This window comes from Streptosporangium sp. NPDC000509 (assembly GCF_042898365.1).
In the GTDB taxonomy this organism is placed as follows: domain Bacteria; phylum Actinomycetota; class Actinomycetes; order Streptosporangiales; family Streptosporangiaceae; genus Streptosporangium.
In genome coordinates this window covers 17,194-40,297 of record NZ_JBIAYX010000009.1, presented here as the reverse complement: position 1 = coordinate 40,297, position 23,104 = coordinate 17,194, and the positions used below count along the sequence as shown (strand labels likewise).

General features: G+C 71.3%; 22 protein-coding genes. 10 read left to right on the top strand and 12 right to left on the bottom strand.

Going from position 1 to position 23,104, the window contains the following annotated elements; translation table 11 throughout:
• Window positions 1-99: 99 nt before the first annotated feature.
• A complete protein-coding gene (locus ACFY3D_RS17635; protein WP_389980546.1) occupies window positions 100-2,049 on the top strand; it encodes an alpha/beta fold hydrolase in 1,950 nt (649 codons plus the stop codon).
• A 200-nt stretch (window positions 2,050-2,249) separates the two neighbouring features.
• Here the strand turns inward: ACFY3D_RS17635 and ACFY3D_RS17630 are convergent, their stop codons facing one another.
• The 8 genes from ACFY3D_RS17630 to ACFY3D_RS17595 form a co-directional block, all read right to left on the bottom strand.
• Window positions 2,250-2,387 (bottom strand): hypothetical protein, encoded by a 138-nt coding sequence (locus tag ACFY3D_RS17630; protein ID WP_389980544.1) that lies wholly within the window; start codon window positions 2,385-2,387, stop codon window positions 2,250-2,252.
• Between the two features lie 301 nt (window positions 2,388-2,688).
• Complete coding sequence (locus ACFY3D_RS17625; protein WP_389980542.1) at window positions 2,689-3,462, bottom strand: hypothetical protein; 774 nt, start codon at window positions 3,460-3,462, stop codon at window positions 2,689-2,691.
• Window positions 3,462-4,391 carry a DUF692 domain-containing protein gene (locus ACFY3D_RS17620; RefSeq protein ID WP_389980540.1) on the bottom strand — a complete coding sequence of 310 codons (930 nt, stop codon included), beginning with the start codon at window positions 4,389-4,391 and terminating at the stop codon, window positions 3,462-3,464. The genes ACFY3D_RS17625 and ACFY3D_RS17620 overlap by 1 nt, the downstream gene beginning before the upstream one ends.
• A 399-nt stretch (window positions 4,392-4,790) precedes the next feature.
• On the bottom strand, window positions 4,791-5,948 hold the full coding sequence (locus ACFY3D_RS17615) for an acyl-CoA dehydrogenase family protein (protein ID WP_389980538.1): 1,158 nt from the start codon (window positions 5,946-5,948) through the stop codon (window positions 4,791-4,793).
• Window positions 5,949-5,950: 2 nt separating this feature from the next.
• The gene (locus tag ACFY3D_RS17610; RefSeq protein WP_389980536.1) at window positions 5,951-6,904 is read right to left on the bottom strand and encodes a hydroxymethylglutaryl-CoA lyase; all 954 of its coding nucleotides are present in this window, start codon (window positions 6,902-6,904) and stop codon (window positions 5,951-5,953) included.
• A complete protein-coding gene (locus tag ACFY3D_RS17605; RefSeq protein ID WP_389980534.1) occupies window positions 6,901-7,074 on the bottom strand; it encodes a hypothetical protein in 174 nt (57 codons plus the stop codon). The genes ACFY3D_RS17610 and ACFY3D_RS17605 overlap by 4 nt, the downstream gene beginning before the upstream one ends.
• Window positions 7,071-9,041 (bottom strand): acetyl/propionyl/methylcrotonyl-CoA carboxylase subunit alpha, encoded by a 1,971-nt coding sequence (locus tag ACFY3D_RS17600; protein ID WP_389980968.1) that lies wholly within the window; start codon window positions 9,039-9,041, stop codon window positions 7,071-7,073. The genes ACFY3D_RS17605 and ACFY3D_RS17600 overlap by 4 nt, the downstream gene beginning before the upstream one ends.
• A gap of 85 nt (window positions 9,042-9,126) precedes the next feature.
• A complete protein-coding gene (locus ACFY3D_RS17595; RefSeq protein WP_350944066.1) occupies window positions 9,127-10,695 on the bottom strand; it encodes a carboxyl transferase domain-containing protein in 1,569 nt (522 codons plus the stop codon).
• A gap of 118 nt (window positions 10,696-10,813) precedes the next feature.
• Here ACFY3D_RS17595 and ACFY3D_RS17590 point away from each other — a divergent pair, with 118 nt between their 5' ends.
• Complete coding sequence (locus tag ACFY3D_RS17590; RefSeq protein ID WP_389980532.1) at window positions 10,814-11,413, top strand: TetR/AcrR family transcriptional regulator; 600 nt, start codon at window positions 10,814-10,816, stop codon at window positions 11,411-11,413.
• Window positions 11,414-11,419: 6 nt separating this feature from the next.
• Here ACFY3D_RS17590 and ACFY3D_RS17585 read toward each other — a convergent pair whose 3' ends face one another.
• Together ACFY3D_RS17585 and ACFY3D_RS17580 are read right to left on the bottom strand one after the other, a co-directional pair.
• A complete protein-coding gene (locus ACFY3D_RS17585) occupies window positions 11,420-12,286 on the bottom strand; it encodes a universal stress protein (RefSeq protein ID WP_389980530.1) in 867 nt (288 codons plus the stop codon).
• A 373-nt stretch (window positions 12,287-12,659) separates the two neighbouring features.
• Window positions 12,660-13,304, bottom strand: a complete 645-nt coding sequence (locus ACFY3D_RS17580; protein WP_389980528.1) for a hypothetical protein — start codon at window positions 13,302-13,304, stop codon at window positions 12,660-12,662.
• Between the two features lie 483 nt (window positions 13,305-13,787).
• Between ACFY3D_RS17580 and ACFY3D_RS17575 the strand changes: the two genes are divergently transcribed.
• Entirely contained in the window at window positions 13,788-16,004 is a 2,217-nt protein-coding gene (locus tag ACFY3D_RS17575) for a thiamine pyrophosphate-dependent enzyme (protein ID WP_389980526.1), read from the top strand.
• A 42-nt stretch (window positions 16,005-16,046) separates the two neighbouring features.
• Window positions 16,047-16,172 carry a hypothetical protein gene (locus tag ACFY3D_RS17570; protein ID WP_389980524.1) on the top strand — a complete coding sequence of 42 codons (126 nt, stop codon included), beginning with the start codon at window positions 16,047-16,049 and terminating at the stop codon, window positions 16,170-16,172.
• Window positions 16,173-16,219: 47 nt separating this feature from the next.
• Here the strand turns inward: ACFY3D_RS17570 and ACFY3D_RS17565 are convergent, their stop codons facing one another.
• Entirely contained in the window at window positions 16,220-17,365 is a 1,146-nt protein-coding gene (locus tag ACFY3D_RS17565) for a magnesium and cobalt transport protein CorA (RefSeq protein WP_362900674.1), read from the bottom strand.
• Window positions 17,366-17,375: 10 nt separating this feature from the next.
• Complete coding sequence (locus tag ACFY3D_RS17560; RefSeq protein ID WP_389980522.1) at window positions 17,376-17,852, bottom strand: nuclear transport factor 2 family protein; 477 nt, start codon at window positions 17,850-17,852, stop codon at window positions 17,376-17,378.
• Between the two features lie 315 nt (window positions 17,853-18,167).
• Here ACFY3D_RS17560 and ACFY3D_RS17555 point away from each other — a divergent pair, with 315 nt between their 5' ends.
• The 6 genes from ACFY3D_RS17555 to ACFY3D_RS17530 all read left to right on the top strand — a co-directional run.
• Complete coding sequence (locus ACFY3D_RS17555) at window positions 18,168-18,881, top strand: M50 family metallopeptidase (RefSeq protein WP_350944080.1); 714 nt, start codon at window positions 18,168-18,170, stop codon at window positions 18,879-18,881.
• A gap of 223 nt (window positions 18,882-19,104) precedes the next feature.
• Window positions 19,105-19,830 carry a sensor histidine kinase gene (locus tag ACFY3D_RS17550; protein ID WP_389980520.1) on the top strand — a complete coding sequence of 242 codons (726 nt, stop codon included), beginning with the start codon at window positions 19,105-19,107 and terminating at the stop codon, window positions 19,828-19,830.
• 148 nt (window positions 19,831-19,978) lie between these two features.
• On the top strand, window positions 19,979-22,627 hold the full coding sequence (gene lanKC / locus ACFY3D_RS17545; protein ID WP_389980518.1) for a class III lanthionine synthetase LanKC: 2,649 nt from the start codon (window positions 19,979-19,981) through the stop codon (window positions 22,625-22,627).
• Between the two features lie 4 nt (window positions 22,628-22,631).
• Window positions 22,632-22,763 carry a SapB/AmfS family lanthipeptide gene (locus ACFY3D_RS17540; RefSeq protein WP_350944086.1) on the top strand — a complete coding sequence of 44 codons (132 nt, stop codon included), beginning with the start codon at window positions 22,632-22,634 and terminating at the stop codon, window positions 22,761-22,763.
• Window positions 22,764-22,817: 54 nt separating this feature from the next.
• Entirely contained in the window at window positions 22,818-22,952 is a 135-nt protein-coding gene (locus ACFY3D_RS17535; RefSeq protein WP_389980515.1) for a SapB/AmfS family lanthipeptide, read from the top strand.
• Window positions 22,953-23,004: 52 nt separating this feature from the next.
• Window positions 23,005-23,104: SapB/AmfS family lanthipeptide (locus ACFY3D_RS17530; RefSeq protein ID WP_389980966.1), on the top strand; the 100-nt coding region annotated here is incomplete at its 3' end.

Below are 23,104 nucleotides of genomic sequence, written 5' to 3'. Positions count from 1 at the left end.
TACTCCCAAAAGAGGAGAGCGGCCGGTGCCCGGCTCCCAGGCGGGAAACCGTTCCCCGTGCCGAGGAAAGGGGGCCGATCGCGGACGAGTCTGGAAAGCATGAACGCGGACCAACGATCCATCACACGCCGGGTCGCGGCGGTGCTCGTCGGCGCGGCAACCTGCGGGGCGCTTCTCGTCTCGCCGCTCACCACCCGGAGCGCCGCCGCCCGCGACCACGACACATCCCAGACGATCACGCGGACCGGGACCGCGGAGGCGGCAGGAGAGACGAAGGACGCGGGCGGGTTCCGACATCCGTGTGCCGCCGCGAAGACCCGCTGCGACGGAGAGATGACGGTGCCCCTCGACTGGAATGATCCCGCGTCGGAGCGGATCACGGTGGCGTTCGCCTGGCTGCCCAGGAAGAACGCCGGCCGTCCCTCGGCCGGGACCGTACTGGCCAATCCGGGCGGGCCGTTGCCGGCGCTCCCCGCGGTGCCGTCCCTGACCGAGGCGCTGGGACCGGTGCTCGACCGGCACGACCTCCTGGTGGTGGAGCCGCGTGGGCTGGGGAAGTCCAGCCCGCTGCTCTGCCCGGGGCTGGACCTGGAGCGCCGGGAGACCGTGAGCGCCTGCGTCGCGCACCTGGGTCCTCGCGCCCGGTTCTTCACCGCCGACCAGGCCGTCACCGACATGAACGCCGTCCGCGAAGCCCTGGGGGTGCCGAAGGTGACGTTCTACGGCATCTCGTACGGCACCGTGTTCGCCCAGGCCTACGCCACCCGCCATCCGGACGGCCTCTCCGGGGTGCTGCTCGACAGCATCGTGCTCACGGGCGAGGACGGTTACGTGACCACGCCGATCCGCTCCCGCGCCGACCTGCTCGACGTGGCCTGTGACCCCTCACGCGCCTGCCGCCGCCTGCCGGGTGATCCCTCCGGCCTCCTCTCCGGGCTGGTACGGCACCTGCGCGCCCACCCCGATCCGCAGCTGCGGCTCTCGTCCCTCATGAACCTGACGCACAGTCTCTACCTGCCGATGGTCGGCCGCGAGGCGAGCGCGGCCGTCGCCGCCTACCTGAACGGCGACCGGCTCCCGCTGCGCCGCCTCACACGAATGATCGACGAGGCACCGCGCCAGCCGCTGCGCGCGCCGGAACTGGCGGGCCTGCTCTCCTACGTGTGCGCCGACACCGCCTTCCCGTTCGAGCGCACCGCCCCGGCCGACGAGCGGCGACGCCGGCTGAACCGCTACTACGACAGGGAGCGCCCGTTCCGGCCGTTCGCCGTCACCGACCTGGCCGCACCGCCTCCGGCGAGTTCGATCCTCGGCATGCAGGACGTCTGCGCCGACCGGCCGGCCCCTCGCGTCAGCCCGCCCGTGCCGCCGGGCGCGAAACACCCTCGGGTACCGACCCTCGCCCTGGGAGGTGACTTCGACTCCACCACCCCGGCGGAGGCCGCCGCGGTGACCCGGCGCTTCCCCGGCTCCACCTTCTCCCGGGTACGCTTCGCCGGCCACAACCTCACCACCGGCGCCCTGGTGAACGAGTGTGTCCGCGACGCGATGCGCGCCTTCCTCACCGATCCGGACGCCTTCGACGACAAACCTCGCTGTGACGACGCGAACTACCGCGCCGTCGGCTCCTTCCCCGAGACCGTGGCGCGGGTGCCCCAGGCACGCGGCACCGACCTGCCCGCGCGGGACCGCCGGGTCCTCGCCGCCGCCTTCGCCACCGTCGCCGACGCCACCGCCAGGCGCGACCCGCTCAGGACCCCGCCCTGGGCGCCGGCCACGCAGGCGGGCCTGCGCGGCGGCGCGCTGACGTTCGACGACAAGGCCGCCACCGTCGATCTGCGAGACGTCCGCTTCGTCGGCGACCTCACCGTGAACGGCGAGGTCCGCCTGAGCGGCGGCGACGCCACGGCCCGGCTCACCGTCACCGGTGGCGGCGGCGGATCCCGCGCGCTGGACCTGTCATGGAAGCCCTTCCGCGCCGAGGACGACACCGCCGTCTCCGGCACCTTCGCGGGGCACGGCTTCACCGCGACGATCCCCTCGCACTGACCCCCTTTTCTGGCCCAGGACCCTCATGAGACCGGGACGTCTTTCCTCGGGATCGCCGTAGCCGATGCTCGCGCGGCCGGGACACCCATCGGCGAGACCTCCGTAACCGGTAACCATGCGACGGGAGGCAAGGGAGAAAAAGGCCACGAGAGGCCCATACCCACCCCTTGCCTCCCGTCCGGCCGTCTCAGACGGCCGGCTCACACATCGGGGTCGTCGTGGCCGCAGCGACCACCGCCGCAGCATGAGCGGCCCGTGGTCTCCGGGCCGTCGGGACCGGTGACGGCCTCGAACACGAACTCGGGTCCCCTGTTCTCGCGAGTGGTGTCATCGTTCACGATGTTCCTCCGTTCGCCGACGCCTGCCGGGGCAGGGCGGGATGACGGCCCGATGCCGGGCCGGCTTCTCCGCGATCCGGCACACCGGGTGGCCGGACGCGGAGGATCGATGGCGACCGCCCGTGGGAGGTCGCGCCCCGGATGCCGGGGCGGGGGCCGGTATCGGCGGAACGGGGTCCGCACGCGCGTCTCGTCCAGCCCTGCCGGTCACGACCGGCACCGCCTTCCACCTCGCGGTGACGCCCCGTCGCGATCTCGCGAGAGTCGACAAGGATCCTCCCGCCGGGCGACGCGTGTGGAGTCAGGGTCGCGGCCACACCAGACCGGCCACTACCAGCTGGGTGAGCGTTTCCGCGGCTCGGGCGCGGTCGCCGCCCACCGCGGCGATCACCTGGACGGCGTCGCGGGTGCCGTCGCAGCGGGCGAGCAGCGTGGCGGTGCCGTCTCCGATCCGGTAGGCCCGCAGGAGGGGCGCCCGCCATCGGCGCTGCAACAGCACCCGCGTCGTCGCGGCGGGCAGCTCACCGATCGGCGGCCCGGCGGTGACGTCATGGGTGTACGTCCCGATCCGGACGGCGGCCGACAGCCGCAGCGCCCCGGTCACGGTCCGGCCGCCGGGTTCCGCCATGGTGGCGGCCTCGCGGGCGGCCAGCGCCGCGTCGCGGTCGTGGACCAGCGTGGCGCGCGCCAGCTCGTAACGGGCGTAGGCGGCCAGCCGCGGTGTCGCGTGGACCGCGAGCCAGGCCGTGAGCCGTTCGGACTCCCAGATACCGAACGGCCGCTCCGCCGGCTGCGGGCGGCGTACGACACCTCGGGCGAACTCCTCCCACAGGGCGCGGTGACCGCCGGTGAGTTCGGCGACCGTCTCGGGCAGGCAGGTGGCGATCGCCGACCGCAGCTTGCCCAGCACGCCGGCGCGCGTCACCCGGTAACCGCCAGCCGCGGCACCGGCCAGCATGGCCAGCTCGGCCTCGCTCAGCCCGTACCGGAGCCGCAGCCTCTCGGGGTCCTCGCGCAGCAGCGCGGACTCACCCTCGCGGGTCAGCATCGCCGCGAGCGCGTCCTGCACGCCCATCAGGTGCCTCCCGCCGGTTGTGCCGCCCCGCCGGCGATCCGTCGGCCGGACGGTTCGTCGGCGATCCGTCCGGCCGACGGACCGTCGGCGGAGCGGGAGCGCAGGACGGTTCGCGCGCGGTCGATCTCGGCGAGCAGGTCACCGAAGTCGTCGGGGAAGTTCTGGTCGCGTTCGACCAGGGTGGCGTTGAGGTGCGTACGGGACACCAGCTCCGCCAGCAGCCCCCACACCCGGGCCGGGATCGCGGCACCGTGGCTGTCGAGGGACAGCCGCTCCCCGTCCTCGTCGACGTCCCCGTCGACGCCTCCGGCCAGATGCACCTGGACGACCCGTTCGACCGGGATGGCGTCGAGGAACTCCAGCGGGTCGAAGCCGTGGTTGCGCGCGTTGATGTCGAGGTTGGCCAGATCCAGCAGCAGGCCGCACTCGCAGTGCTCCATCACCTCGGTGATGAACTGCGCCTCGGTCAACGGGGTCGCCATGTCCACGTAGTAGGTGATGTTCTCCAGCAGGAACGGCCGGCCCACCGCCTCCTGCACCCGCCCCGCCCTGCGTCCCAGCCGCCGGGCGACCTCCCTCGTCCTCGGCAGCGGCACCAGCAGCCCCACGTCGACGCTGCCGGTGCGGGTGAAGGACAGGTGGTCGCTGAACCACGGCGCGTCGACGTCGGCCACCAGCGCGGCCAGCTCCTCCACGTACGCCGCGTCCGGCTCCCGCTCCGAGCCGATGGACAGCTCCAGCCCGTGCGGCACGACCGGGAACCGGCCGGTCAGCCCTTTCAACCACTCACGCTCGTCGGCCGGGGCGAACAGAAAGCGCTCGGTGATCACTTCCAGCCAGTCGATCCGATCGGCGTGCGCCTCGATCTCCTCGGCCAGCTCCACGCGATGTCCCAGCCCTGATCCCAGTGCGGGCAACCCTGTCAGCATGTGGTTCTCCCATCACTTCGCAGTGATGTTCACCGGCACTTCGCAACCGCTGTACCCGCAGCGTGCCCGACGGGGTCCCGAGCCACGCCGGGCCGCCTCGTCAAACTTCCGTAAAGCGCGCCGGCCGGTCCCCCGCACCGGCGAAATCCGCGAGGCGCCGGCCCGGTCCCCCGCATCGGTGAAACCGGTGGACCCGGCAACGGGGTGCCTCCTGCTCTTCCGGCCGGGCTTTCCCCGGCGAGGGCCGTTCCCCGCCGAGGCTCTTCCGGTCGACGTTCGGTGCGGGGCCACAAGACCCGCGTCCGGTACGGGCCCCGGCGTCCGCGCCCCGGCCACCCCGCGTCACGTCGCCGGGTGCGATCGCGGTCTCCCCCGTGGGCCCGTGCGGCGCCGACGGGGTCAGAGGCCAGAGAGCCCCATCTCCCGTGCGATCAGCATCCGCTGGACCTCGCTGGTGCCCTCGCCGATCTCCAGGATCTTGGCGTCGCGGTAGAAACGACCGACCGGGTACTCGTTCATGAACCCGTAGCCGCCGAAGATCTGGGTGGCGTCGCGGGCGTTGTCCATGGCGGCGTCGCCGGCGACGAGCTTGGCGATCGCGGCCTCCTTCTTGAACGGCTCGCCCGCGAGCATCTTCTCGGCCGCGTGGTGGTAGGCGAGGCGGGCGGTGTGGGTGCGGACCTCCATGTCGGCGATCTTGAACTGGATCGCCTGGTAGTGGCCGATGGGGTGACCGAACGCCTCGCGTTCGCGGACGTAGCGCAGCGACTCGTCCACGCAGCCCTGGGCCAGGCCGGTGGACAGGGCGGCGATCGCGACGCGGCCCTCGTCGAGCGTCTGCAGGAACTGCGCGTAGCCGCGTCCGCGCTCGCCGAGCAGGTTGCCCGCGGGGACCCGGCAGTTTTCGAAGGAGAGCTCACGGGTGTCGGAGCAGTTCCAGCCCACCTTGGAGTACTTCTTCGAGACGGTGAGGCCCGGTGTGCCGGACGGCACCAGGATCGTGGAGATCTCCTTCTTCCCTCCGGCCCGCTCGCCGGTGATCGCGGCCACGCCGATCACGCCGGTGATGTCGGTGCCGGAGTTGGTGATGAACGCCTTCGTACCGTTGATCACCCACTCGTCGCCGTCGAGCACCGCGGTGGTCCGCATGCCGCCGGGCACGTCGGAGCCGCCGCCGGGCTCGGTGAGGCCGAAGGCGCCGAGCATCTCGCCCGAGGCCAGCCGGGGCAGCCACCGGGCGCGCTGCTCGGGCGTGCCGAACCGGTAGATCGGCATCGCGCCCAGCGACACCGCGGCCTCGACGGTGATCGACACGCTGGAGTCCACCCTGGCCAGTTCCTCCAGGGCCAGGCAGAGCGCGAAGTAGTCGCCGCCCATGCCGCCGTGCTCCTCGGGGATCGGCAGCCCGAACAGGCCCATCGCGCCCATCTGCCGCACGATGTCGTAGGGGAACTGCTCACGCTCGTAGAGGTCCCCGATCACCGGGGCCACCACGTCGCGGGCGAACGCCTCGACGGTCTTGCGAAGCTCCTCGTACTCCTCGGTCAGCTTGGGCATGGTCACTCCTCGACGTTCTCTGCGGTGGTGCGGGACGGGTGCTCGCCCAGGGCCTGGACGACCCGCGACGGGCTGGGGCGGCCGAGCCTCGCGGCGAGCCAGGTGCTGGTCTCCACCAGCGCGGCGAGGTCGAGCCCGGTCTCGACGCCGAGACCGTGCAGCATCCAGACCAGGTCCTCGGTGGCGAGGTTGCCGGTGGCGCTCTCGGCGTACGGGCAGCCGCCGATGCCTCCGGTGGAGGCGTCGACGACGGTCACGCCCTCACGCAGTGCGGTGAGGGTGTTGGCGAGGGCCTGACCGTAGGTGTCGTGGAAGTGCACCGCGAGCCGGTCCGGGCCGCCGAACGCCTCGATCAGCGCGGCGACGTGGCCGGGGGTGCCGACACCGATGGTGTCGCCGAGCGACAGCTCGAAGCAGCCCAGGTCGAGGAGCCTGCGCCCGACGGAGACGACCTGGGCGACGGGCGTCGGCCCCTCCCACGGGTCGCCGAAGCACATCGAGACGTACGCCCTCACCTTCAGGCCGTGCCCCAGCGCCCGCGCGACGACCGGCTCGAACATCGCGAACTGCGACTCCAGCGTCCGGTTGAGGTTCCTGCCCGCGAACGTCTCGGTGGCGCTGGCGAAGATCGCGATTTCCTCGACGCCGTGTTCGAGCGCGCGGTCGAGGCCGCGCTCGTTGGGGACGAGCACCGGGTAGCGCACGCCGGGAACCCGTTTCATGCCCGCCAGCAGCTCCGAGGCGTCGGCGAGCTGGGGCACCCACTTGGGATGGACGAAGCTGGTGGCCTCGATCACGCGGTGCCCGGCGGCGGCGAGCCGGGCGATGAACTCGGCCTTGACCTCGACGGGAATCACCGCGGCCTCGTTCTGCAGCCCGTCGCGCGGCCCGACCTCGTAGATCGTGACCCGTTCCGGCAGCCCCGCGGCCTCGACCCTCTGTGGCTCGCGCATCATTCCCCCCTCACCGGTTCGTGCCTCGCGGTCCCCGTGGCCGGAATCCCGGCCTCGGCGACCCATCCGGCCGTGACTCCGCCGTCGTCGTGGGTCACGGCCCATCTGGTCGTCCGCGTCGCGACCTTCCCGCGTTCCCGTACGGCCTCCGCGACCTGAGCGGAGACCGTCACGACTCCTCCTCGCGGACCACGGCGAGCACGGCGTCCATCGCGACCGCCTGGCCCGCGCGGACCCGCAGCTCGGCGACGACCCCGCCGATCGGCGCGGTCACGGTGTGCTCCATCTTCATCGCCTCCACGATGAGCAGCGGCTGCCCCTCGGCGACCCGCTCCCCCTCGCCCGCCTTCACCACCAGGACGGTGCCCGGCATCGGGCTGCGGACCAGCCCGTCACCCGCGCCTCCCGCGCCGGCCCGGTCGCCGGGGTCTCCCAGGTGGTGGCGGGTGAGCGCCCAGGCGTCGCCGTCGCGGCCGAGCCAGACGACGTCGCCGTCCCTGGCGACGGCGTAGCGTCTCGCGGTCTCGCCGAGAGTGACGAGCAGGTCGCCGTCCTCGCCGCCGCTCTCCTCGGTGAGCCGTGCCCGCACGGCCTCCGCGCCGGGCATGCGGACCTCGGCCCCCGAGGCGGGCAGGCCGCGGACCCTGATCTCGTAGACCCCGTCGCGGCTCTCCAGCCGGTGGACGGTCCAGGCCGCCTCGCCCAGCCGCCAGCCGTCGGGGACGTCCCACGGGTCGGCGGGCGTGCCCGCGGGCGCGTGCTCGCGGTGCAGCACCAGGGCGGCGGCGGCGAGGACGTCGGCGGGGACGTCCTCGCGGGAGACGAGCTCGTCGAGGTGGCGCTCCACCAGACCGGTGTCGAGGTCTCCGGCGAGGACGGCGGGGTGACTGAGCAGGGCCCTCAGGAAGGCGATGTTGGTGGGCACCCCGAGTACGGCCGTCGCCGCGAGCGCGCCGTCGAGCCGCCGCAGGGCGGCCGTCCTGTCCTTGCCCCAGGCGATGACCTTCGACAGCATCGGGTCGTAGTCGCTGCCGACCAGGCCCCCGGCCATCAGTCCCGAGTCGACCCGCACCCCCGGTGGCTCGCGCAGCGCGAGGACCCGGCCGCCGGTCGGCAGGAAGCCCCGGGAGGGGTCCTCGGCGTAGACGCGGGCCTCGACGGCGTGGCCGACGAGGCGCACCTCGTCCTGGGTGAGCGGGAGGGGCTCACCGGCGGCGACCCTGAGCTGGAGTTCGACGAGGTCCAGGCCGGTGACCAGCTCGGTGACGGGGTGCTCGACCTGCAGGCGGGTGTTCATCTCCATGAAGTAGTAGTCGCCGGTGGCGCCCTGGACGATGAACTCGACCGTCCCCGCGCCGGTGTAGCCGACGGACCTGGCGGCCTCGACCGCCGCCGCGCCCATCGCGGCCCTGGTCTCGGCGTCGAGGAGTGGCGACGGCGCCTCCTCGACGATCTTCTGGTGGCGGCGCTGAAGGCTGCACTCACGTTCGCCCAGGTGGATGACGCCGCCGTGGGCGTCGGCCATCACCTGGATCTCGATGTGCCGGGGGTTCTCCACGAACCGCTCGATCAGCAGGGTCGCGTCGCCGAACGCGGCGGCGGCCGTGCGGCGGGCGGACGCCAGCGCCTCCGGCAGCTCCGCCGCGGAGCGCACGAGCACCATGCCCTTGCCTCCGCCGCCCGCCGACGGCTTGATCAGCGCGGGGAAGCCGACCCGCCCGGCCGCTTCGGCCAGGTCGTCGCCGGGCTCGGCGCCGCCGGGGACGACCGGCACCCCGGCCGCCGAGACGGTGGCCTTGGCGCGGATCTTGTCGCCCATCGCCTCCACGGCCTCCGGCGGCGGGCCGACGAAGACGAGCCCGGCCTCCGCGCAGCGCCGGGCGAAGTCCGCGTTCTCGGCGAGGAAGCCGTATCCGGGATGCACCGCCTGGGCGCCGGTCGCGGCGGCGGCGGCGAGGATGCCGTCGGTGTCGAGGTAACCGCCGGCGAGCCGCACCGCGACGTCGGCCTCGCGGACGTGCCGCGCCCCGGCGTCGGCGTCGCTGTGGACGGCGACCGAGCGGATGCCCAGCCTCCGGAGGGTGCGGGTGATCCGCAGAGCGATCTCGCCGCGGTTGGCGACGAGGACGGTGTCGAACATCCGGCCCCCGCGCGACGGCGACGCGTACGCCGAGGAGGCCTGGTGGCCCGGGTGAGTCGAGTGGGCTGAGTGGGTCATGGGGCGGTCACATCCGGAAGACGCCGTAGCCGACGGGTTCGAGGGGGGCGTTGGCCGAGGCCGACAGGGCCAGGCCCAGGACGGTACGGGTGTCGAGGGGATCGATGACCCCGTCGTCCCAGAGGCGGGCGGTGGAGTAGTAGGGGTTGCCCTGCTCCTCGTACTGCGCGCGGATGGCGTCGGGGTCGGCGTCGCCCACGGTGGACAGGACGTTGGCGGCCTGCTCGCCGCCCATCACCGAGATGCGCGCCCCCGGCCACATCCACAGGAACCGGGGCGAGTAGGCGCGCCCGGCCATCGCGTAGTTGCCGGCCCCGAACGAGCCGCCGACGACCACGGTGAACTTGGGCACCCGGGCGCAGGCGACGGCGGTGACCATCTTCGCGCCGTGCTTGGCGATGCCCCCCGCCTCGTACGCCCTGCCGACCATGAAGCCGCTGATGTTCTGCAGGAACACCAGCGGGGTGTTGCGCCGGTCGCACAGCTCGATGAAGTGGGCGCCCTTGAGCGCCGACTCACCGAACAGGATGCCGTTGTTGGCGACGATCCCGACGGGGTGGCCGTGGATGCGGGCGAACCCGGTGACGAGCGTGGCGCCGTACTCGGCCTTGAACTCGCCGAACCTGCTGCCGTCCACGATCCTGGCGATGATCTCGCGGACGTCGTACGGGGTGCGGGTGTCGGCGGGGACGATGCCGTACAGGTCGCGGGGGTCGTGCGCGGGCTCCTCGGAGGGCACGCGCTCCCAGGGGGAGGGCGTGCGCGGCGCGAGGGTGGAGACGATGTCGCGGACGATCCGCAGCGCGTGGCGGTCGTCGTCGGCGAGGTGGTCGGTGACGCCGCTGACGCGGGCGTGCAGGTCGCCGCCGCCCAGCTCCTCCGCGGTGACCTCCTCGCCGGTGGCGGCCTTCACCAGCGGCGGGCCGCCGAGGAAGATCGTGCCCTGGTTGCGGACGATCACCGCCTCGTCGCTCATCGCCGGGACGTACGCGCCGCCCGCGGTGCAGGAGCCGAGGACCGCGGCGATCTGCGGGATGCCGCGCGCGGACATGGTCGCCTGGTTGTAGAAGATCCGGCCGAAGTGCTCGCGGTCGGGGAAGACCTCGTCCTGTTCGGGGAGGAACGCGCCTCCCGAGTCGACGAGATAGACGCACGGCAGGTTGTTGTGGAGGGCGACCTCCTGGGCCCGCAGATGCTTCTTGACGGTGATCGGATAGTAGGTGCCGCCCTTGACGGTGGCGTCGTTGGCGACGACCACGCACTCGCGCCCCGAGACACGGCCCACCCCGGTGATGATCCCGGCGGCGGGGGCCACGTCGTCGTACATCCCTCCCGCGGCCAGCTGGGAGAGCTCCAGGAAGCGTGAACCGGGGTCGAGCAGCGAGTCGACGCGGTCGCGGGGCAGCAGCTTGCCCCGGGAGACGTGCCGGGCGCGCGACTTCTCGGGGCCGCCCAGCCCCGCCACGGCGAGGCGCTCCCTGAGGTCGGCGACCAGACGCTCGTTCACCTCGGCGTTGCGTTTGAAGCCCTCACCGCCCGGATCACAGGCGCTCCGCAGCACCGGCCAGCCACTCATACGAGCCTCCCCGTCCGCTCCGCCCGGATCATCCGATCCTCCCCGGCGCTGCCATCGCCGGGGCACCGATGCCCGACTTCATCGCAGATGTTAGTCATTATTAACGTTACCGTCTACCATGCGAGAGGTGACGACTGCTCAGTCCCCTGCACGCACCCGTGGCTCCCGGCGCACGGAGATCCTGGACGCCGCGGCGGAGCTGTTCGCCGCCCGCGGCTTCCACGGCGTCTCGATCGAGGAGATCGGCGGCGCGGTCGGCACCTCGGGCCCGGCCCTGTACCGCCACTTCAGCGGCAAGGACGCCCTGCTCGCGGAGATGCTGCTGGATGTCAGCGAGCGCCTGCACACCTCGGGCGCGCGCCGCGTGACCGAGGCCGCCGACGCGGAGCAGGCACTGGACGCCCTGCTCAGCTGTCAGATCGAGTTCGCGCTCAGCCACCCCGCACTGATCACCGTGCACGACAGGGAACTCGGTAACGTGCCCGAGCCCGCGCGCCGCCGGATCCGTCGGCTGCAACGGCTGTACGTCGAGGAGTGGGTCACCGTGCTGAGCGAGCTCTACCCCGCGCGTTCCCAGGCCGGGCTGCGCGCCGCGACCCACGCCGTCTTCGGACTGCTCAACTCCACCCCGCACAGCGCGGGCGAGCTGCCGCCCGCGGCGATGGCCGAGTTGCTGCGCGGTATGGCACGCGCGGCGCTGGCCGCCTCCCAAGGTTAAGGACCGCTAACCCCTGGCGGACAGCTCCGCCCAGGTGGACGGACTCCACGCCTGCGAGGGGGTCACCACGACCGTGCACGGCGCCTCGCGCAGCATCACCTGGCAGACCGGGCCGATCGCGGGATCCAGCGGATCGTGGTGCTCCCGGTCGGGGACGACCAGCAGGTCCGAACGGTCGGCCGCGTGGCGGAGCACCTCGACGTGAGGTCGTGTCTCGATCATCGTCTCCACCACGACCGTGGGATATCTCTCCTCCCACACCGCGACGCTGGTGTTGAAGTGGACGGCCGCCGACCTGAGGTCGCCGGTGTCCTCGGAACAGAGGCAGATGATGAGCAGCGACGCCCTGCGCAGCCTCGCCTCCTCGAAGGCGACGGCCAGCTCCTGCGAGTCGACGGCCGCGTCCTCCACCGCGATCGCCACACGGCCGACGCGCTGGTGGCCCGGTCTCCTGACGACGGCCACCGGGCAGCGGGCGTGCGCGGCGACCTCGACGGTCGAGCCGATCCGCAGCTCCTCCGGATCCCGCACGCCACGCGGGCCGATCACGATCAGCTCCGCGGCGTTCGACAGGCCCACCAGGGCCGCGGCCGGGGTCCCCTCCACCAGTCGCCCGTGTATGGACGCCCTGGGTGCCATCTCACGCGCGGTCATCAGCCCGTTCTCCAGGACGCGCCCGCCCATCCGCCGTACGACCTCGGTGGTCTCGGGGGCGAGGGAGAGCCTGGGGTAGGGCCACTGCCAGGCGTGGCAGACGAGCAGCGGGAGAAATCTCAGGCGGGCGTCCTCGACGGCCCATCGCAGGGCCAGGCGGCTCTCCGCCGAACCGTCGTATCCGACGACCACCGGTCGCCCCTCGTCCCGTACCGGCATGGCGGCTCCTCTCCCGCGTCACTCCTTCCCATCCTTCTCCGAGTCCGCCCGCCGAGAAGGGCACCCTTCCACAAGACTCTTCCTGTTTTGCGGCGCACATCGGCAAAGATGCCTTCTCCCGCCCGGGGGCGGGAGGGCGATCGAAGACCGGCCGGGGCCGGGAGGGGTTTCGCGCGGGCCGCACGGCCGCGCGAATCTGCCGGAGTGGCACGGCGGCCGGTCACCGGCACGGTCATCCGTAACGTCGCCGTGTCTTGTCCGCATCTCACCCGCGTCTCCCTCGCGCGGGACGGTCACGGGCATGGGACCGTCACCGGCGCGAGCCGATCACAGGTGCGGGCACGGGACGGTCACGAGCACCGGCGTGAGCCGGTTACAGACACGAGCCGGTCACGGCCACGACGCCGGTCGGCGCACAGAACGTTCCCGCCCATGCGGCGACGGCCGACGTGACCGCGAGCGGCGTGCCCGGCGCGGCGAAGATCACCGGCGTCGATACGACCTGGACCGGCGGGACGGTCACGGGCGGCGCGACGCCGACCGGCGGGGTGGTGCCGGGCGGAGTCGTGTCGGGCGGGGTCGTGCCAGGCGGAGTGGAACCGGGCGGGGTCGTACCGGGCGGAGTGGTGCCAGGCGGGGTCGTACCGGGCGGAGTGGTGCCAGGCGGAGTGGAACCGGGCGGGACGACGCCGGGCGGGGTCGTGCCGGGCGTGAGCGACGCGTCGGGCGGAGGCGGAGTCCCGGGCACCGCGGCCGCGGGCACCGGAGCGGTTCCCGGCGCGGGCGGAGGCGGCGTCGCGACCGAGGGCGCCGGCGCGGACACCGGTGCGGACAGCGGCGCCGACGGGTTTCCGTACGCCGGTGCGCTCCCAACGGCCGGCATCCCGGAAACCGGCGTGTCACCGGAAAGCGCCGTGACGGACCTCGCCGTATCCGGAGACGGTCCGGCGGCGTGGGCGGCGGCCGGCAGCATGACGACCGCCCCCACCGCCCCGGTGAGAATCAATTTTCCAAGCATGCGCGTCTCCACTCATGTGACTGATGCGATGGACGTGAACTCCGAAGATGCTGGCAGCCGCAGTATCCGCCGATGGCAAAGAGACCCTCCGCGAGAAGTCCGCAGGAGGAACGGCTTGTGGCAACAGGGGCGCGAGATACCCATGGATCGGAACACAAGGCCGGAAACGAATGCGCTCACCCTGTTCGGGGCTTCCGCCCTTCTGACCCGACTCATCCTGCCCGGCAGGCCCGGTGTCGGATTCCCGTGTCAGGGCCCTGCGCCGGCAGTGTCGCGCCGGAGTTCCGGCGTCAAGGCCTCACCCTGGGGACCGGCGTGAAGTATCCGGCTCCGACGTTCCCGTTCATTCGTCGAACGGGCCGTAAAATCACGTCTGACAATGCGTCATGAATACTGGTTAAACATGATCGGTCCGCCATCTCGTCGCCATCAAAGATGTCAAGGTTGGGGACGGCGTCCGTCGATGGGGGACATAATCGGGCTGTGGCGCGCGACACTGTTGAGACCCATTTCACCGACGCCGTGAGTGCCCTTTCCCCCGGCACACCGCGCGACCCCGGCCTGCCCGTGCGGGAGGACACCACCCTGACCGGGGCCAGGTGCCGCGAGCTGTTTCAGTTCCAGCTCGGCAGCAGGCTGCTGGACGTCACCGCCCGCTGGCTGCGCGAGCAGGGCGAGGGGTTCTACACGATCGGCTCGGCCGGGCACGAGGGCAACGCCGCGGTCGCCGCCGCGTCGCGCGTCACCGATCCGGCCCTCCTGCACTACCGGTCGGGCGCCTTCTACCTGACCAGGTCGGCGATGGCGGGACGGCTGCCCGAGGAAGGGCTGCGCGACGTGCTGCTCGGCCTGACCGCCTCGGTCGAGGAGCCGATCGCGGGCGGGCGGCACAAGGTCTTCGGCCACCCGGACCTCGCGGTGATCCCCCAGACCTCCACGATCGCCAGCCACCTGCCCCGCGCGGTGGGTGTGGCCTTCGCCATCGAGCGCGCCCGCCAGCTCGGCGTGCCGGGGCCGTGGCCGAGCGACGCGATCGTGATCTGCAGTTTCGGCGACGCCTCGACGAACCACGCCAGCGCCCTGTCGGGCCTCAACACGGCCGCCTACGGCTCATACCAGAAGCTGCCGCTGCCGATCCTCTTCGTCTGTGAGGACAACGGCCTGGGCATCAGCGTGCGCACCCCCGACGGCTGGGTCAAGGCCGCCCGCCACCCGTTGATGAGGTATTTCGAGGCCGACGGCTGTGACCTGGCCGACGTCCACGACATGGCGCTGGCCGCCACCGACCACGTCCGCACGCACCGCGCGCCCGCCCTGCTGCGCGTGAGCACCGTCCGGCTGATGGGCCACGCGGGCTCGGACGTGGAGCTGTCGTATCGGACCAAGCGGGAGATCGACGCCGACCTGGCGCGCGACCCGCTGGTGGCGACCGCCAGGCTGCTCGTCGAGGCCGGCCTGACCACCCCCGACGAACTGCTGCTCCGGTACGAGACGACGCGCGAGCACCTGTTCAAGATGGCGATGGAGAGCTCTCGGCGCCCTCGGCTGATCTCCGCCTTCGACATCGTGGAGCCGCTCGCCCCGCGCACCCCCGCGGCCGTCGCCGCGGCCTGCACCGAAGTGGCGGCCACCGACGTCAGGTCGAGGGCCTTCGCCGGCAGGCTCCCCGAGCGGGAGGGCCCGCTGACCTTCTCCCAGGCCGTCAACCGCACCCTCGCCGACTCCCTGGCCGCCCACCCCGACGTGCTCGTCTTCGGCGAGGACGTGGCACGCAAGGGCGGCGTCTACGGCGTCACGCGCGGCCTGCAGAAGCGCTTCGGCCCCGGCCGGGTGTTCGACACCCTCCTCGACGAGCAGTCCGTGCTCGGCCTCGCGCTCGGCTCGGGAGTCTCCGGCCTGCTGCCGGTGCCCGAGATCCAGTATCTGGCCTACCTGCACAACGCCCTGGACCAGATCCGGGGCGAGGCCGCGACGCTCCAGTTCTTCTCCCAGGGAGCCTTTCGCAACCCGATGGTGGTGCGCGTCGCCTCCTACGCCTACCAGAAGGGCTTCGGCGGCCACTTCCACAACGACAACTCCATCGCCGCCCTGCGCGACATACCCGGCCTGGTCGTGGCCTCCCCCGCCCGGCCCGACGACGCCGCCTCGATGCTGCGCACCTGCCTCGCCGCCGCCCGCGTCGACGGCAGCGTCTGCGTCTTCCTTGAGCCCATCGCCCTGTACAACACCCGCGACATGTTCGAGGAGGGTGACAACGGCTGGCTCGCCCCGTACGCCCCCCCGGTGCGATGGGCGGAGACGCACATCCCGATCGGACGCGCCCGCAGCTACGGCGACGGCCGCGACCTGACCATCGTGACCTTCGGCAACGGGCTGCGGATGAGCCTGCGCGCCGCGGTGAGGCTCACCGCGGAGGGGCACAGCTGCCGGGTCCTGGACCTGCGCTGGCTCTCCCCCCTCCCGGTCGAGGACCTGATGCGAGCCGCGGAGCTGACCGGCCGGGTGCTGATCGCCGACGAGACCCGCCGCACCGGGGGCGTCTCGGAGAGCATCGTCGCCGAGCTGCTCGACGCGGGTTTCACCGGCAGGATCGCCCGGGTGACCTCCTCGGACAGCTTCATCCCCCTGGGTGAGGCGGCGAGACACGTGCTGCTGTCGGAGGCCGAGATCGAGGCGGCCGCCCGCAAGCTGCTCGGCTGACCGCCCTCGCTTTTCGAAATCGTCGACAACCTTGAGGTGAAGATGGACGCCTGGATGGAGTCCTTCGAAAGCCGGATGAAGTCCATGGAAGGCCGGATGGACGCCTTCGAGGTCCGGATGGACTCCATGGACGGCAAGCTGGACCTGATTCTGACCAAGCTCGGCTGAGCCTCGCCGATGGGCCTCGGGCCGGTGGCCCGGGGCTCACGACGGGTTCACAGCCAATCTCGGCGTTTGAACACCAGATAGAGGGTGAGGCAGACGCCCGCCATGAGCATGACCGCGAAGGGATAGCCCCACGCCCAGTGGATCTCGGGCATCACGTCGAAGTTCATGCCGTAGATGGTGCCGACGAGGGTGGGGGCGAACAGGATCGCGGCCCACGCGGAGATCCGCTTGACCTCCTCGTTCTGGGCGTTGCTCGCCTCGGTGAGGTTGGTCATGTGCTCGTTCTGGGCCTGGGCCACCATGGTCGAGTTGACCACGAGGATGTCGTGGAGCATCTGGCGGAAGCCGCTCACCCGCTCGGCGACGGTGATCGCGTGGTCGGCCACGTCCCGCAGGTATCTCTGCAGTTCCTGGTCCACCCCGTACTTGTCCGCGCCCGCGATGAAACCCTCGATCATGCCCAGGAGCGGCTGGGTGGCCCGCTGGAACTCGATCACCTCGCGCGACAGCTCGTAGATGCGGCGGGAGACCCCGGGTTCGTTGCCGAAGACCTGGACCTCGATCTCGTCGATGTCGTTCTGCAGGCCGGCGACCACGGGGGCGTAGCCGTCCACGACCGCGTCGAGGATGGCGTAGAGCACCGCCTGCGGCCCCTGGCCGAGCAGTTCGGGGTCGTGCTGCATGCGGCGGCGGACCTGGGACAGGTCGGGAGCCTCACTGTGCCGTACGGTGATCACGAAGTTCTTGCCGACGAAGACGTGCAGCTCGCCGAAGTCGACCTCCTCGGCCTCGTCGAGGTAGCGGGCCGGGCGCAGCACCACGAACAGGGTGTCGCCGTAGCGGTCGGCCTTGGGGCGTTGGTGGGCGACGATGGCGTCCTCGACCGCCAGCTCGTGCAGGTCGAACTCCTCGGCGACGTTGAGGATGACGCCGTCCTCCGGCCGGTAGAAGCCGATCCAGGCCATGCTGTCCGGGGTGTTCTTCAGGCGGTCGAACGCCTCGGGCAGCGACTCGGGGGTCGCCGCCCGATGACCGTTGACGTAGATCGCGTTGTCGATGACGCGCGAACGGGGCGGGGCCGGCCGCTCCTCGCCGGCGGACCTGGGGTCCATCGATCGCTCGGGAGACTCCCGACCGGTGCCGGAACGCCCGCGCATCAGGCTCCGCAGGCCTCGCATTCGCCGGTCGGTCACACGTCTCTCCTCATCGGACGCTCATGAACTCCTGCAGCGACCGCATCGCGGTGGCACGGATCTTCGCCCTCAGCATCGGGGTCCAGCCGAGGACGATTCCGACCGGCCGGCCCATCGCCATCTTGGACCAGCGCCTGAGGTCGAAGTCGTCGTGGTGGCGGACGATCAGTCCGTCCTCGAAGCGGAAGAGGGCGTCGACCTCGTTGACGACCCTCCTGCCCCTCTCGCCGAAGGTGTAACGACCGGTCCAGTGCGCCGTGCCCTCGTACGGGCGCGCGGTGATGTCGCGTACGGTCACGGCGAGGTCGGGGCTGCGGCTCAGCAGCATCCGCCACATGCCCATGACCTTGTCGCGTCCTTCGAGGTCCTGGAAGACGGGGTCACCGAAGGTGACGTCAGGGTGGTAGCAGAGCTCCATCGCGTCGGCGTCGCGGCGCGCGAATGCCTCGTAGAACGTCTTGATGAGCTCGGCGTTCCGATCGTTCACGAGTTTCTCCCGACCATCAATGTCCTGCCGACCGAAGTGTAGTGCGCGGAGGAGCCAAGGAGATTGTCCGCGTTTTGCCAGTACAGCGCACGGATCCGGTCGTCGCCAGGCCTGCCGGGCGTGTGAGGCCGACGGGCGTACGGATGGGGCCGCCGCCGAGCGGGATCTCTCCGGTCCGGCCCGGTCCTCGCCGACGGGCGCAACCGCCCGCGGCCGCGAATTCCGGCATCATATTCGGCACGGTTCCGACTTTATCCCCAGCACACCGGCAGTCGTGGGACGCTTTACTCTCACGCCGCGAAGGAGAAACGAGCGTTGTCCGACCTCTGGGTGACCCTGACCACGTCCCGTTCCGGGCCGCCCCTGTGGGTTGTGCTGCTGTCCGCTCTGGCCGCGCTGGGCGTGGTGTCGTGGTCCACCTCGTGGCAGCTGTCGCGAGGGCTGATCACCATCGCCCACGAGGGCGGGCACGCGCTGGTGGCGCTGCTCACCCGGCGCAAACTGGAGGGCATCCGGCTGCACTCCGACACTTCGGGTGTCACCCTGACCAGGGGAAAGCCCCGAGGGTTCGGCATGATCCTGACCGCCGCCGCCGGATACGTCACCCCGTCCCTGCTGGGACTGGGCGGGGCGTGGCTCACCTCCTCGGGCTATGTGGCGGTGCTGATCACGATAGTGATCGGGTTGCTGTTCTGCATGCTGCTGCTGATCCGCAACCTGTTCGGCGTGGTGAGCCTGCTCGCCACCGGAGGCGCGATCTTCGCCTTCACCTGGTACGCGGCGCCCGACATGGACGCGGTCCTGGCCTATCTGGCCGTGTGGTTCCTGCTGCTGGGCGGCATCCGGCCGATCGTGGAGCTCCAGCGCAAGCGGCGTCGCCACCAGGCGCCCGACTCCGACGCCGACCAGCTCGCCAGGCTCACCTTCCTGCCCGGCGGATTCTGGGTCTTTCTGTTCCTCGTGGTGGCGGGCGCGTGCCTGGTGGCCGGAGCGTACCTGTTGCTGCCCTCGGCGCTCGGGCTCATCTGAGAGATCCCGCCCGATACTCCCGCCCGCCGTCCCCACGCGGGAAGCAAGGCGATCACGATTCGCCGACGAAACATTAGACAGGCTATATCGCCGCATTTCATGCTGATTTCCTGGTGGCCCTCGCCTGCCGCCTCACGTCGCGGAACCACGCCTCTTGATTGACATTTAACGACTTTTTTGAGTTTATTAGCGGGAATATCATTTCTCCTGCGAGAGGCGTTCCATGCCCCACCCCGCTTACCTCGTCGGAGCGGTCGGAACGGGCATCCTGCTGGTCTCACTGGGCGTGACACTCGTCCTCGCCCTGCGGATCAGACGGCTCCACGCCGAGCGGGAGCGGGTACTCAGCAGGGCGTACGAGAGATTCGCCCGCGACATGCACGACATCGTGGGGCACTGGCTCTGGCTGGCGTCCATCAAGGGAGAGCTGGCCCACAGGAAGGCGAACGGCGACGCGCGCCTGCGCGAGGAGCTGGAAGAGGTGTTGCAGGCGGTGCGGCAGGCCGCGCACGCCGTACGGAACGTGTCGGAGGCCGCCCGCCGGCTGTCGTTCTCCGGCGAGGTCACGCGGGCCAGGACCCTGATGGAGGGCTTCGGGGCCTACTGCTCGGTCCGGGTCGACGTGGACGAGCTTCCCGAGGTGATGAGCACCGCGCTGGGCGCCGTGGTCCGCGAGGGCGTGACGAACATGCTGCGGCACAGCCGGGTGAAGCGGTGCGCGATCGAGCTGGTCGAGTACGACGGCCGGCTGCGCCTCACCGTCGTCAACGACGGGGCTCCCCGGCAGGAGACCCCCTCCGGAGGCGCCTTCGGGACCGCCTCCACCGGCAACGGCGTGGACAACCTGGGTCACCGCGTGGGCGAGCTGGGCGGCACGGTTCGGGCGGTCGGCGGCACGGACGGGTGGTTCACTCTGATGGCCGAGGTTCCCACCAATTTTCCCGAATGATATTCACGTTTACCACGAAAGCGCAGGTAGCGCACATCGTCATGGTTGACACTGTGAGTTTCGCATATACGACTGGTTTAGTTTGTAACTAGTGGTTCCTCGGGTTATCCGTAATTCTCTCTTCTGGAAGACAGCAGGGGAGAATGTGGTGGATGACCAGTATGAGCTTTATTGCCTGGCCGACCCGCTTTTTTACGACACGCTTGACGGCCGCCGGGGTGATCACCCCGATTTCGCGCTCGCTACCCGGGATGTCCCGGACGGCTGGCAGCACCAGGCGACCGACACCTGGATGCACTACGCGCCGCTCGACGGTCGCACACCCGCCCAGGGCTGGAAGATCCACGTCTCCGCTCGCGCCGAGGACGCCGACCGCGCCATAGAGGCGGTCTGGGACTACTGCGTCCCCCGCGGCATCGCGTTCAAGTTCCTCCGCAGCCTGCCGGTCATGACCATGTTGAACTCCAAGGCCGCCCCCCGTGGCTCCAGCGGGAAGCTCGTGACGATCTACCCGGTGGACGAGGCGCAGCTGGAGCTCACCCTCAAGGAGCTCGACGAGCTGCTCACGGGCGTCGAGGGGCCCTACATCCTCAGCGACCTCCGCTACGGCCAGGGCCCGCTCTTCGTACGGTACGGCGGCTTCGCCGGACGGCGCTGCCTGGCCGACAACGGCGAGCTGGTGCTGGCCATCGAGGACGGCGAGGGCCGGCTCGTCCCCGACGTGCGGGAGCCCTCCTTCGGCGTGCCGTCCTGGGTGACGCTGCCCGCCTTCCTCGAACCCCACCTGGCGGCCCGCAACGCGGTCACCACCGAAGGGCTGCCGTACCGGGTCGAGAGCGTGATGCAGTTCTCCAACGGTGGCGGTGTCTACCTGGGAGAGGACCTGCGCACCGGGGAGCGGGTCGTACTGAAGGAGGCCCGCCCGCACGCCGGCCTGGACGCCGCCGGCCGGGACGCGGTGGCGCGGCTGGCGCACGAGCGCGACATGCTGGAGCGCCTGTCCGGACTGGACGCGGTGCCCACACTGATCGACTACTTCACCCTGGGCGGGCACCACTTCCTGGTCGAGGAGTTCGTCGACGGCAACCCGCTCCAGCGCCAGCTCGTGCACAAATACCCGCTCACCAGGGCGACCTGCGACGAGGCGGCCATCGCCGAGTACACCGCCTGGGTGCTCGACATACTTCCCAAGGTGCGCCGGGCGGTCGAGTCCCTGCACGAGCGCGGGGTGGTCTTCGGCGACCTGCACCCGAACAACATCCTCGTGACCGAGGACGGCCGCCTGACCCTGATCGACTACGAGGTGGCGACCCTCACCGAGGACCGCGGCCGCGCGGCGCTCGCCCACCCCGCGTACGGCGCCCCGGCCGACCGGCAGGGCGTCGACGTCGACCTGTACGCCCTCTCCTGCCTCTGCCTCGGGCTCTTCGCCCCCCAGCTCACGATCATGCTGCCGCTCGACCGCGCCAAGGTGACCGAGCTGGCCAGGCTCATCGGCGAGACCTTCCCCGTGCCGCGCGAGATGCTCGACGAGGCGGTCCTCACCGTCGCGGGCCCCGAACCCGCTGCGGCCACGCCCTACCCGAAACCGGGACGCGACAGCTGGCCCCGGCTCAAGGAGGCGATGACCCGGGCCATCCTGGCGAGCGCCACCCCCGAGCGCGAGGACCGGCTCTTCCCCGGTGACGTCGCCCAGTTCCAGCCCGGCGGCGGCGTCAACCTCGCGTACGGCGCGGCCGGCGTGCTCTACGCGCTGGCGAGCACCGGAGCCGAGCGCCGTCCCGAGCACGAGGACTGGCTGCGCGCGAAGGCGCTCGCCCCGGCCCCGGGGACGGGGATCGGGTTCTACGACGGCCTGCACGGTGTGGCCTACGTCCTCGACCTGCTCGGGCACCGCCAGGACGCGATCGACACCGCCGACCTGTGCCTGCGCCAGAAATGGGAGGCGCTGGAGCTCGGGCTGTTCAGCGGCCTGGCCGGCATGGGCCTGAACCTTCTCCACCTGGGCCGGACCACCGGCGAGCGGACCTTCACCGAGGTGGCCCTGCAGATCACCGGCATCTGCTCCGACAGGCTGGGCGGGCCCGAGGACGTACCCCAGGTCAGCGGCGGCGTCCACCCCCGGGCCGGGCTGATGTACGGCTCCTCCGGGCCCGCTCTTCTCTTCCTGCACGCCTACGAGCACACCGGCGACGCGTCGCTGCTCGACAGGGCCGCCGTGGCGCTCCGGCAGGACCTGCGGCGCTGCGTCACCGGTGAGGACGGAACCCTCCAGGTCGACCAGGGCTGGCGCACGCTGCCCTACCTGGACGAGGGGTCGGTGGGCATCGGCATCGTCCTCGCCCGTTACCTCGCCCACCGGGAGGACGAGGACCTGCGCGCCGCGCTCGACGGCTGCCGGCGTGTCACCCGGGGACGCTACTTCGTGCAGTCCGGCCTGTTCACCGGCCGGAGCGGCATGCTCGGCGCCCTCGGCTGGGGTCTGTGCTCCGAGCCGAACGCCTCCCTCACCGACCACACCGACATGGCCGAGCAGCTTCGCGGGCTGGCCTGGCACGCGCTGCCCCACGGCGGCGGACTCGCCTTCCCCGGTAACCAACTGCTCAGGCTCTCCATGGACTTCGCGACCGGCACGGCCGGAGTCCTGTTCGCGATGAGCGCCGTGCTGCACGACCGGCCGGTGTTCCTCCCCTTCATCGAGCCGCCCGGCGACACGAGCACCCCGTCAGGGGTGTCCGCGCACGGACCCGCCGGACGGTTTGGCCCCCACGACACATCGACATCGAAGGAGGTGTAACGACATGGTCCTTCTCGACCTGCAGTCCCTGGAAGCCCCCACCGGCGGTGGTGGCGGTGGCGGCGGCAGCACCCTCACGGTCCTGGGCTGCCAGTCCGGCAAGCCCAGCAACCTGAGCGTCGCCCTCTGCCACTAGGCATCCCGGTTTTCCCGATATCGGTTCGGTTCCCAGCAGAAGTGAGGCAATCCCATGGTCCTTCTCGACCTGCAGTCCCTGGAGACCCCCGGCGGCGGCCACGGCGGCGGCGGTGGCGGCAGCACCCTCACGGTCCTGGGCTGCCAGTCCGGCAAGCCCAGCAACCTGAGCCTCCTGCTCTGCCACTAGGCATCCCCCGTTCCACACAACCCGTAGAACCCGTAGAAACGGAGCAACTTCGATGATCCTTCTCGACCTGCAGTCCCTGGAGACCCCCGGCGGCGGCCACGGCGGCGGCGGTGGCGGCAGCACCCTCACGGTCCTGGGCTGCCAGTCCGGCA